Origin of the sequence: Candidatus Nitrospira nitrosa (assembly GCF_001458735.1) — a bacterium.
Lineage (GTDB): Bacteria > Nitrospirota > Nitrospiria > Nitrospirales > Nitrospiraceae > Nitrospira_D > Nitrospira_D nitrosa.
In genome coordinates this window covers 633,680-645,270 of sequence record NZ_CZQA01000001.1, presented here as the reverse complement: position 1 = coordinate 645,270, position 11,591 = coordinate 633,680, and the positions used below count along the sequence as shown (strand labels likewise).

10 protein-coding genes are annotated in these 11,591 nt (G+C 55.3%); 1 reads left to right on the top strand and 9 read right to left on the bottom strand.

The genetic code is table 11. The features are described from left to right. Positions 1–92: 92 nt before the first annotated feature. From COMA1_RS03105 to COMA1_RS03095, 4 genes are all read right to left on the bottom strand, one after another. Positions 93–524, bottom strand: coding sequence for a response regulator (locus tag COMA1_RS03105; protein ID WP_090743619.1), 432 nt, complete (start codon positions 522–524; stop codon positions 93–95). A 256-nt stretch (positions 525–780) separates the two neighbouring features. Then, a complete protein-coding gene (locus COMA1_RS03100; protein WP_176697813.1) occupies positions 781–4,278 on the bottom strand; it encodes a PAS domain S-box protein in 3,498 nt (1,165 codons plus the stop codon). A gap of 151 nt (positions 4,279–4,429) precedes the next feature. After that, complete coding sequence (locus tag COMA1_RS20945; RefSeq protein ID WP_176697812.1) at positions 4,430–4,579, bottom strand: hypothetical protein; 150 nt, start codon at positions 4,577–4,579, stop codon at positions 4,430–4,432. A gap of 75 nt (positions 4,580–4,654) precedes the next feature. Then, entirely contained in the window at positions 4,655–5,056 is a 402-nt protein-coding gene (locus COMA1_RS03095) for a response regulator (protein ID WP_090743613.1), read from the bottom strand. 328 nt (positions 5,057–5,384) lie between these two features. On the opposite strand from COMA1_RS03095, the gene COMA1_RS03090 reads away from it, so the two are divergent. Then, on the top strand, positions 5,385–7,790 hold the full coding sequence (locus COMA1_RS03090; RefSeq protein WP_090743610.1) for a penicillin-binding protein 1A: 2,406 nt from the start codon (positions 5,385–5,387) through the stop codon (positions 7,788–7,790). Positions 7,791–7,859: 69 nt separating this feature from the next. On the opposite strand, the gene iscX is transcribed toward COMA1_RS03090, so the two are convergent. The 5 genes from iscX to iscU all read right to left on the bottom strand — a co-directional run bounded on the left by iscX (position 7,860) and on the right by iscU (position 11,559). Then, a complete protein-coding gene (iscX, locus tag COMA1_RS03085) occupies positions 7,860–8,072 on the bottom strand; it encodes a Fe-S cluster assembly protein IscX (RefSeq protein ID WP_090743607.1) in 213 nt (70 codons plus the stop codon). 85 nt (positions 8,073–8,157) lie between these two features. Beyond that, positions 8,158–10,011 (bottom strand): molecular chaperone DnaK, encoded by a 1,854-nt coding sequence (gene dnaK / locus COMA1_RS03080; protein WP_281176236.1) that lies wholly within the window; start codon positions 10,009–10,011, stop codon positions 8,158–8,160. Beyond that, complete coding sequence (hscB, locus tag COMA1_RS03075) at positions 10,004–10,675, bottom strand: Fe-S protein assembly co-chaperone HscB (RefSeq protein ID WP_176697811.1); 672 nt, start codon at positions 10,673–10,675, stop codon at positions 10,004–10,006. The genes dnaK and hscB overlap by 8 nt, the downstream gene beginning before the upstream one ends. A gap of 100 nt (positions 10,676–10,775) precedes the next feature. Beyond that, positions 10,776–11,132: a HesB/IscA family protein gene (locus tag COMA1_RS03070; RefSeq protein ID WP_090743599.1), complete on the bottom strand. Its 357-nt coding sequence runs from the start codon at positions 11,130–11,132 to the stop codon at positions 10,776–10,778. A gap of 28 nt (positions 11,133–11,160) precedes the next feature. Then, positions 11,161–11,559 (bottom strand): Fe-S cluster assembly scaffold IscU, encoded by a 399-nt coding sequence (gene iscU / locus COMA1_RS03065; RefSeq protein ID WP_090743594.1) that lies wholly within the window; start codon positions 11,557–11,559, stop codon positions 11,161–11,163. Positions 11,560–11,591 lie beyond the last annotated feature (32 nt).

Genomic DNA, 11,591 nt, shown 5'->3' with positions numbered 1-11,591 from the left:
GGGGGGCTTGTCTCTCTCAGTGCGCAGCGATGTGGAGTTGGTGTAGATCCAATGTGGGGTACAGGAATGCAGTGTTCTTGATGGGGGTGGGGTTAGGGCTGCCCGTCGATGGGAGAGGGGGGAGTAGTCTGTGGGAACGGGAGAAAGGATTCAATGATCTGCAGGAGGCGTTCTGGCGAAAAGGGCTTTCGTAAGTATTCTGTCGCTCCAAGGTTGTTTGCCTCGGTTATCGATTCCGGGAGGGTATTCGCTGTGAGCATGAGGACAGGAATTTGTCGCCATCCCGGTGTCGAGCGAATGGTACGCAGAATCTCAAGGCCCGACAGATTTGGGAGTGAGATATCGAGGAGCACCAAATCAGGAGCAGGACTGGTTTCTGTGAGCCGCTTGGCATTACTTCCGTCAGGCGCATGTCGAACGGTATAGCCTTGGCGCTCCAGCATGAAGCGGACCAAGCATGCGGTGTCGTCATGATCTTCAACCATCAGCACCGTCGGGCCTGACTCAGCCGTCACTTTCCGCATCGATCACTCCTTCCGTGGTTGGTGCTGATCAGGTGAAGTTGAGGCGAGACCTGCTCAGAGACAGGCGAGTGTCATCTTTCAAGGGTTTGTTTGGTTGCTGGCGATCCATCGAGTCTCAGTCAGTGCCTCGTTGAGTTCACCCCCCTCAGGGAGGGAAGTTTGTTAGGCCTAGTCGGCTCGTCCAAAGGTCTGTATAGGGGTTGAAAGGACTAAAATGCCCAAGGAGCAGTGGTCTGAGGAGAAAGAGGGTTGATGTTCAGGCCGCTTGATCTCTTAGGGCACCGAGACATTGAGTGATGGTCGAAAGGAGCACTTTCTTCTTGATCGGTTTGGTCAGATGGGCTGTGCATCCCACGTTCAGACTTTTTATGGATTCCTCGGAGAAAGCATTGGCGGTGAGGGCAATGATCGGCGTGGGCTTGTGTTGCTGTTCGACTTCCCATTGACGAATGGCCATCGTCGACTGGAGTCCATCCATGATGGGCATCTGCATGTCCATAAGCACCAAGTCATAAGTTCCTTCTGCAAATTTTTTTACGCCAATGGCGCCATTCTCCGCCATCTCCAATTGACAGGAAGTATCTTTCAGGAAGAGCCGTACCAGGTCGCGATTGTCTTCTAAGTCCTCCACCAACAGAATACGGCAAGGCGGTGGTAAGTCCAGTTCCTGATGGGCCGCCTGCTCTTGGCGGACCGTGGTAGCCGGCACCTGATGCAGTACGACTGCCAATGACTCCAGTAACCGCCTGCGACTAACTGGTTTATAAACGAAGGAGTCGATGCCTAACTCGCGAGAAAGCGCTGCGGTCTGCTGCAGCATGTCCGAGGCATACAACACCAGAGGCAACGAAGCAGAGTCCTGGCGTTTGCGAATGGCCTGTGCGAGGTCCAGTCCGTTCATGCCCCGCGTGTGATAATCCAAAATGGCAACATCGAATGGCGTTCCGTCTCCGAGTGCTTCGTCTAGTGCTTGTAACGCCGCTGGACCGTCGGATGCCTCAACCAGCAAGGCTCCAAGCGGTCGGAGATGTTCTCGTATGACCATTCGATTGGTCTCAGTGTCGTCCACGATGAGGAGGCGGCGGTTCCGAAGGTCCAACAAGGGTAATGGCAATGCAGTTGGCGGGGAAGTTGTTTTCGGAAGGCGTACGGCGAACGAGAACGTGCTGCCATGGCCTTCGGTACTGTCGGCGCTGATACTGCCGCCCATGTGCTCCACCAGGCGTTTGGAAATGCTCAAGCCTAACCCGGTGCCGCCGTATTTCCGAGTCATGGATGAGTCGACTTGGGTAAAGCTGTCAAAAATGCTGTGCAGTTTATCATGGGGAACACCGATGCCCGTATCGGAAACACAACAACGTATCAGGTCGGGGTCGGCGCTATCCGGTTCAATGCGCAGAACTACCTCACCGCGCTCCGTAAACTTGATGGCATTGCCTATGAGGTTGATAATCACCTGCTGGAGGCGTGTCGGGTCGCCCATGACCCAGGCAGGGACATCTGGATGCACAAAAGCTATGAGCTCAAGCTGCTTGATATGGGCGTGGATGGCCATCAGTTCGCCGATCGTGTCGACGAGACTCTGAATGTCGAAGGCGATCGATTCCAATTCCAATTGGCCAGCTTCGATCTTGGAGATGTCTAAAATGTTGTTGATCAAATCAAGCAGGCTGGTCGAGGCGCGTGTAAGGCGTCCGACATATTCTTGTTGGCTTGGGGAGAGCGATGTCTCCCCGAGCAACTCTGCCATGCCGACAATGGCGTTCATGGGCGTGCGAATTTCGTGGCTCATCGTGGCCAGAAACTCGCTCTTGGCGCGTGTGGCGATGAGGGCGGACTGGTTCGCTTCATGCAGTTCAGCATTTTTCGAGACCAATTCCTGCGCCGCCTCTTTCAACATCTCTTCGGCCTGCTTGCGGGTGCTAATGTCGACGATGGCCGCCAAGACTTGCTGGCCTTGAGCGGTCTGGATAGGATTCAGTCCAATTTCCAGTGGGAACTCTGACCCGTCTTTACGGCGACCAAAGAGATCGCGCCTCGCTCCCATGGCCCGTGCCTGTGGGTTGTGATAGAAGGCGGCGCGCTGAGCGGGGTGCTGCGTGCGGAACCGTTCAGGCAGTAGCAGTTCAACAGGCTGTCCCACAAGCTCGTGACGATCGTACCCGAAATATCGTTCGAGCTGGGCGTTGATCAGCGTAATGATCCCGTTCGAGTCGGCCAGGAGCATTCCGTTGGGGGCCGATTCCACGACTTGGCGGAATTGTTCTTCGGCCGGCTTGCGCTCGGTGATGTCCTGGCTCTGAGAAATGAAGTACAGCGGTTGTCCTTTGGTGTCACGAACCAAATAGACAGTCAGCAGGATGTGGACAACGTGGCCTCGTTTGTGGAGGTACCGCTTCTCCATCTGGTAGGTCTGTATCGTTCCCGCCAACATGTCCCTGACGTGAGAGAGGTCGGCTTCGAGGTCGTCGGGGTGAGTGATCGCCTGGAAATCGATTGCGAGGAGTTCGGCCTCCGTGTAGCCGATGATCTGACACAACGCGCCGTTCACTCGCAACCATCTGCCGTCTGGGGCGACCAGAGCCATACCGATGGGGGCATGGTCAAAGGCGCCGTGGAACCGCTGCTCCTCCTGCCGCAGTGCCTTTGTCCGCTCGTCCACCCGTTTTTCGAGCGAGGCATTGAGGTCGTGCAGGTTCTTTTCATTCCGTTTTCGGTCCGTGATGTCTGTGATGGCGTCGACAATGTGCGAGACCCTGCCTCCGTTGTCGCGCACTGCGGCCACGTCCTTATGCACCCACACCACGGAACCGTCGGGCCGCAGATAACGTTTCTCGATGACGAAGCTGGGCCCGCCCTGAACCAATGCGCGGAATTGGTCTGCGTTGGCCAGCAAGTCATCTGCGTGCGTGATATCGTGCATACTGAGAGTCAAGAGTTCCTCGCGCAAGCGGCCGACGATCTCACAATACCGGTCGTTGACGAGCGTGTACCGGCCGGTCGAATCCGTCTGCGCGATGCCACAGGTGGTTTGATTGAATACCGCCCGGAACTGTTGCTCTCTTTCGAGCAAGGCGTCTTCCGCCTGCTTGCGATTCGTGATGTCGTTGCCGAGAGTGATCATGCAAAGTGTTCCGTTGATCTCCATCAAATCGGAAGATATGAGAATGTGGCGGACATCACCTGATTTGGTCTTCAACGTCAACGCGCAATTGCGGATCGGCTCACCGGCTTTCAAGCGCTCAACGAGCCGGACTCTATCCTGCTGATTCGGCCAGATGCCCAGCATCAATGTCGTGCTGCCGATCACTTCTTCACGACTGAAACCAAACAGCTGCAAACAGGCATCGTTCACTTCTATACAACGACCGGTTGTCACCTCCGTGATCCCAATCGGGTGCGGACTTGCGTGGAAAACTTTTGCGAATTTCTCCTCGCTCTCCTCCCTGGCCTGGTGTGCCTCAGCGACCTGAACTGCCGACTGTTTCTGTCGGATCACGAGCCAGGCGATGACGAGTCCCAATGTTGAAGCCAGGGCACGGTTTGTCGCGACTGCGCTAGAAAGTTCTCCAGGGGAAAGGACGGCCCCGAGCAGGGTCAGGATAATGCAGCTGCCCGCCGTAACCGCAGTGATTCGCCAGCCTGGACTTATCCACGACAGGAGAATTGGGAGGACATACAACATCGGCACTGCAACGCCGAGAGGGATGAACAGGTCGAGAATAAATATTGCTGCTGCTGCTGCTGCTGCCATGATCCAGCTGCTTGGCAATGTGCGCATCAAACCACGTTTCTCACCTGGAAGGCGGATCCCACTCCGAACCACAGTGAACTCTTCAGCTTGCGCTCTTGTAAGGTAATATCCAGCTGTTTGTACTCAGTGATATCGCGGACGCTGCGGTGAATCAGCGTTCTCCAGCGATGCCCTGTTCGCTAATAGCGTGCTCGATTGGGGAGGCGCTATCTTGCTGGCAACCAATGACCGTGGTTAGATGTGCAATGGTATCGGTCACGCTCTCCATGATCTCGGAGGGGGAATACTCGTAATGCCCCATCACACAGACTCCTCAAGGGTGAAAGACGTAAACTCTTTGCCAGTTCGGGAACTCTCGTGGCGGGAGCCGGTATCGTTATGGGCGTGCTAGCGGTATCAAGGCCCGCTCCACACATCTCAGCAAACTGTCGCGCTTAAATGGTTTGAGGATGTAATCCTGCACCTTGATGGACACCGCCCTACGGATACAGGACGGATCAACGACGGCCGTGAGGAGGACCACCGGGACGTGTTGCCAGCCGGACGCTGCTCGAATTGTCTCTAGAATAGTGACCCCATCGACATGGGGTAGTTGGATGTCCAGCAGCACGAGCGAAGGAGGCGGCATCGAAGCGATCTTGTTCAGGGCGTCCTGGCCGTCGGCGGCATGCACGACCGGATAGCCCTTTTCCTGCAAGATGAGCGTCACGAGAGCGGCGGTATCTGGTTCATCTTCGACCAGGAGGATCGGCTGATTGATAACAGGTTGTTCGATCATGCAAGAAACCTTATCTTCCTAAGCGGCCCGGTTTTCTGAGGTGGTGGCAGAATGAATAATCAGTATGCGCGAGGCCTTCTTGTTTATTCGTTGTTGTCGCCCCGCGGCTGTGTAGTCGGTGGCTAGACCAAGGCTCACTTTTCCCGTGGAGGTATTGCATGTTTCTACTATGAAGTGAATCATTTCTGAAACGAAATGTTCTTTTCCGCTGAGATCAACAGACGCAAGAGTTCGAGGGGGGGCAATCGGTGTCTTGCTTGAGTTTTCACATGGCACATTGTAAGTTCTTGCGTACCTCGCGACTCACGTCGATAGGATTCCAGACTCGATGCCGAACGACAGTCGATTGATTGGAAGAAATCAGGAACAGCCGCGTCGTCGCCTGCGCCGATGGCAGGTGATCATGCTCGGTGTGGTGGCCGCCATGATCGCCGGAGCTACGACAGTGGCGGGTGTCATTTGGCACTTTGCCCAAGATCTTCCCTCGCTCGATCTGCTTCAAAACTATCAACCGAGCTTGGTGACAACCGTCTATTCGGACGATCGTCAGCCGATCGGCCAGTTCTTCATTGAACGCCGCATTCTGACTCCGCTCTCTGAAATTCCCAAAACATTGACGCAGGCGGTCATCGCAACGGAAGATGCCCGGTTTTTCGAGCATCCGGGATTGGATCTTATCGGGATGTTGCGGGCGGCTTGGACGAATATTCGGCATGGCGGGAAGAAGGTCGAAGGTGCCAGTACGATCACGCAACAATTGGCTCGGTCGCTCTTTCTCTCCTCTGAACGGTCGTATGGACGCAAGATCCGCGAAGTCATTCTGGCCTACAAGATGGAGGTGGTGTCGGGCAAAGAGCAGATTCTTGAGACCTACCTGAATCAAATCTACTTCGGACAAGGAGCCTATGGTGTCGGATCGGCGGCACGCTCCTATTTCGACAAGGACATTAGAACACTGACGCTGGCCGAGTCGGCCTTCTTGGCAGGACTCCCGCAGAAGCCGAGCAAGTTTTCGCCGTTTGCAGCGTACGATATGGCGAAGAAGCGGCAGGAACATGTACTCGCGCGTATGGAGGAAGTCGGGTTCATCACGGCTGCGGAACGGGAAGCAGCTGTTCGTGACACACTGAATTTCCATCAACCGGTTAGCGAGCATCTTGCTCCGTACTTCGTCGAGTATGTCCGGCAATTGCTCGTGGCAAAGTACGGGGAATCGATGGTGTACAAGGGTGGTCTTCAAATCCATACCACCTTGAATTTGGAGATGCAGCGAGCAGCTGAAGCGGCGTTCTTGAGCGGTGTTCGAGAACTCGATAAGCGGGAGGGCTGGCGAGGGCCTCGACGAACGGTGGATATCGACAGGTTTCAGCCCTCAGAGCTTAGCTCCGGGGAGCAATTGCTCAAACCCGGGTATGTGGGTGAAGGGGTCGTCTTAAAGATAATGAAGGATCACTTCCTCGTTCAGGTTGGGCCGTTCACAGGGAAACTGGCCTTTGACGATATGGCCTGGGCGAAGCGGATGCTCAAAGGGCCGGACCCGACGGTCGATTTTGTTGTGAATCCCAATGTGAAGCAACTCTTGAAGCCCGGTGATGTCATCGAAGTCGGAGTGAAGCGACTGACGAAGGAGGGGGTGCTTCTGACACTTGAGCAGACCCCGGTGGTGGAAGGGGGACTGATTGCCATCGATCCAAAGGCGGGGACGATTCGCGCGATGGTCGGTGGCTACGACTTTGCCCGAAGCGAATACAATCGTGCCGTGCAGGCACACCGGCAACCAGGATCCGCCTTCAAACCGCTCATTTATGCTACTGCCATGAGTCAGGGCTTGAGCCCAGCCACCCAGGTCCTCGATGCGCCCGTGGTCTATGAACAGGAAGAGGAGGCCAAGACCTGGAAGCCCGAGAACTATGGACGAAAATTCCACGGCATGGTGAGTCTCCGGGATGCCTTGGCGCAGTCGCATAATCTGGCGACGGTTCGGTTATTGGATAAGGTCGGTGTGAAAAATGTCATTGAGTTCTCCCGTGCCGTCGGCGTCACGAGCCCGCTTCCGGCTGATCTTTCGCTGGGGCTTGGGACGTCGTCTCTGAGCTTGATGGAGCTGACGTCGGTGTATGGTGTGTTCTTGAATCAGGGCAGCCGCGTGGAACCGTTTGGGATTAAAGCCGTCAAGGATAATACGGGCCAAACGCTTGAATCCATCGAGCCCGAGCCGCACGAGGTCATCCCGAAAGAAACGGCCTACCTGATCACGAATATGATGGAAGATGTCATCCAAAAAGGAACCGGGCAGGCTGCCAAAACGCTGGGGCGTCCGATCGCGGGGAAAACCGGGACGACGAACGACTACACCAACGCGTGGTTTATCGGTGGGACCCCGAATCTGGTGACGGGTGTGTATGTGGGATTTGACGACCGGCGGTCGCTCGGAGAGAGCGAAACCGGAGCTCGGTCGGCCCTGCCGATCTGGACGAACTTTATGAGGGAGGCCCTCAAACAGCTTCCGGTCGTCCCCTTTGAGATTCCCGATGGAGTCACCTTTGTCAAAGTTGACTCCTCGACCGGCCTGTTGGAGGCCGACCAGGATGGTGAAGGCCAACAGGGAACTGTGGAACTCTTCGCGAAGGGCAGTGAACCGACACAGGCGGTGCAGCGACGACTCGACCCAACGGATTTTTATAGACTGGATCAGATTCCGGAAGGGCAACCGACCGGTGACGCCGAGCAGTAGGACTGAGAGGCGCACGGCGGAGGTGATGAAAGAGAGGAAGATTTCAGAGAACGGTTCGGTCTTGTCGTTTTACGATTTCGAGTCTTGATATTCCTCGTGCCACGCCATCTGGATCGTTTCTAAAATCTTTTCGTTCGATTTCTTGGGGTCGTCTTTAAAGTCGGGCAACGCCACGATCCAGGTATGCATATCGGTGAACCGTACAGTCAACGGATCCGTCTCAGGGTGTTCTTCCACCAGCCGTATGGCGATGTCTTCGGCGTCTTGCCATTTCAGGTCCATTGGGCACTCCTTACGAGCAGATGCTGTATGGCCTATAGCATATAGCCGGTGGCTCCGACCATAAGCCATCAGCGATACACTCTATTTACGTGATTTCTGTGACTTTCTTCCCTTGTAGGCTTTTTTTCAGGGAATCCTCCAGCATCACGACGTTCAAATGTTTTGCCGCCTGTTCGAGTTCTGCCATCCGTGCGCGGATGGTACGGGGATCGGAGCCGTCTTTCGCTGTGGCCAGTTGAGACAATGCGTTCCGAATACCCTTGGCTTCATCCGCCATGATCAGATGTCCCGCTTCCGTCAGCGACTTCTCGGTTGTCTTTAGGAGCGCTTCGGCATCCAGCCGGGCTTCAATCAACTTCCGAGCGGTGACATCGTCGGCTGCAAACTTAAATGAGTCTTCGATCATCCGCTCCACTTCCGCATCCGAGAGCCCATAGGAAGGTTTGACCTCGATCGACTGGCTCTGACCGGTTCGCATGTCCGTCGCCGTGACGTTCAAGATGCCGTTGGCGTCGATCAGAAAGGTCACCTCGATGCGTGGGACGCCGGCCGGAAGGGGCGGTACTTTCAACCGGAATCGTGCCAGGCTGCGGTTGTCTTTGATGAGTTCGCGCTCGCCTTGCAGGATATGAATATCGACGCCGGTTTGCCCGTCGACGTAGGTCGTGAACAGTTCTTTGGCGCTTGCTGGGATGGTCGTGTTTCGGCGGATCAAACTGCTCATGACACCGCCCATCGTTTCAATGCCGAGCGACAGGGGCGTCACATCTAACAGCAACATGTCCGTCGTTCCACCGCCCAGAATATCGGCTTGTACGGCAGCGCCGAGTGCGACGACTTCATCCGGGTTCAGGTGACAATGCGGCGCCTTTCCAAACAGCGCCTCGACGCGTCGGCGAACCAAAGGCATGCGGGTGGAACCACCCACCAATACCACCTCGTCGATGTCTTTTGAGGTAAGTCCGGCGTCCTTTAAGGCCATACGGCAGGGGGCCAGCGTCCGTTCAATGACCGGCATCGCCAGGGATTCGAGCTGCTCACGCGTCAGTTCTCTGGTGAAGTGTCCCTTGTCATCCGGTAGTTCGATGGTGATCGTGGCTTGGAGATCATCAGAAAGGCGAATCTTGGCTCGCTCTGCTTCCAAACGGACGGCCTGCATATGATCGGGGTATTCGCTCAGGTTGATCCGATACTGTTGTTGGATTTGTCCGATAAACAGATCGACAAGCAGCCGGTCGAGATCGTCCCCTCCCAGGTGGGTATCGCCATTCGTCGCCAGGACTTCAAAGATTCCGTCCTTGAGCTTCAAGATTGAGATGTCGAATGTGCCGCCTCCGAAGTCGTAGACAGCAATCGTCCCTTGTGTCTTTCCCTGAAGTCCGTAAGCCAGGGAGGCGGCGGTCGGCTCGTTGATGATGCGCAGGACTTCCAATCCGGCAATGAGCCCGGCATCTTTAGTCGCTTGCCGTTGGCTGTCGTTGAAGTAGGCGGGAACGGTGATGACGGCTTTACTGATACTTTCCCCCAGATAGGCTTCCGCGCGTCGCTTCAATTCCTTGAGCACCATGGCGGAGACCTGTGGTGGGGAATAACTCTTTTCGCCGAGCCGAATCCGGATGACCCCGCCGGTCTCCGTGAGTGTGTAGGGGAAATACGCCAGTTCGTTTTGCACATCGGCGAGACCCTTGCCCATGAAACGTTTGACGGAATAGACCGTTCGCTCGGGATTTCGCGTCAAGTGTTCTTTAGCCGAATCGCCGACAATCAACCCATTGTCCGTCAAGGCGACCACCGACGGCACCATCGTACGACCGTTGCGGTCAGGGACGACGTGAGGCTGGCCGTCTTTCATGAAGGCGATCAGAGAATTCGTTGTGCCGAGGTCGATGCCGACAATTCTTGTCATGTTCTTAGGTCTTGGGCAGGATGTCTCAGGCAATCGTGGCCGCAAGGTCGTTGACGATGCTGGTGACGTACGTTCGATTGGAGAGGAGATCCCGCATGTGTTTCAGGAGCCGGTCTCGTTCTGCTCTCGCCTGGCTCGTCGCTTCCCCACGATCTTGTAACTGATCCCAGTCTGTAAACAGCCTATGCAGCTGAGCTTCCATTTCCTGTCTGCGCTGTTCGAGCCCCCGTTGTTCGGTCTCAAGGACGGCACGAAGCTCACGACCTTCCTGCGAATCCCGCTCCGATGACCTGAATGCCTCAAGCGTATCTTGTAGTTCCAAGATCTCTTCAAATAGTTCAGCTGGAGGAGACGTTCGAATGTCTTTCACGGAACCGGTTTCGAGGGCCACCAAATATTCCGCGCGTTGAATGGGGTCTCGGAGTGTACGATAGGCCGTATTGAGGACGGCGGCATTGCCGAGGCTGATCGTTTGTTCCGCCGGACTCTTCGTCTGATAAAAATCAGGATGGAATGTCCGGCTCAACTCGTAGAACTTGGCCTCGAGTTTCTTTGGGTCCAGCGTGAGACGTCGAGGAAATCCAAGACAGGTGAAATAGTCGGTCTCTTTTGAAACCGGTTGAACTTTGACGCATCGGTCGCAGAAGTATTCCCCCGTGACGGCAGACTGGCAGTGCCAGCACATGCTCCGGGCCATCTGCAGTCCGCGCGGTTGTGGTGACTCTGGTGTGTGTTGATCCATGGGGGTATTCAGCATGGTGCGTGCCGCACCAATCGGTTAAAAAACTCGTGGAGAATTAGGCGGAGAACGACTCTCCGCAGCCACACGTTTTATTCGCATTGGGGTTGAGAAACTTGAAGTTCCCCCCCATCAAGTCTTTTTGATAATCCAATTGGGTGCCTTGAAGATAGATGGCGCTCTTGGTGTCGATGATGACCTTCACTCCGTTGATTTCATATACTTGGTCATATTGCCCGATCTTGTCGTCGAAATTGATCGTGTAGCTCAGGCCAGAACAGCCACCGCCTTTCACGCCGAGTCGAAGGCCGCCTTCCTCGATTCCTTGTACGTTGATCAATCGTTTGATCTCTTTCACGGCAGCATCGGTGAGTGTGATGACCGGAGCCTGTGTTTCGACATTCGTTGTGTCCATGGAGGCACTCCCTTCGTAGATAGCGCTGTTACTTGGTGCCGGATGCTTCTCCGTCAGATTTTTTCTGATAGTCTGCCAAGGCGGCTTTGATCGCATCTTCCGCGAGAACCGAACAGTGAATCTTGACCGGCGGCAGATTGAGTTCCTGGACGATGTCCGTGTTCTTGATTTGTTGCGCTTCTTCAATCGTTTTGCCCTTCAACCATTCGGTGGCCAAGCTGGAGCTGGCGATGGCCGATCCGCAGCCGAACGTCTTGAACTTGGCATCGACGATCGTATCGTTTTGCACCTTGATCTGGAGCTTCATCACATCGCCGCACTCCGGTGCCCCCACCATCCCGGTGCCCACGCCTTCTTCATCCTTCTTGAAGCTTCCCATGTTGCGCGGGTTGTTGAAATGATCGACGACTTTATCGCTGTATGCCATGGTATCCTCCGAAATAAGCAAGTCTCGTTTCA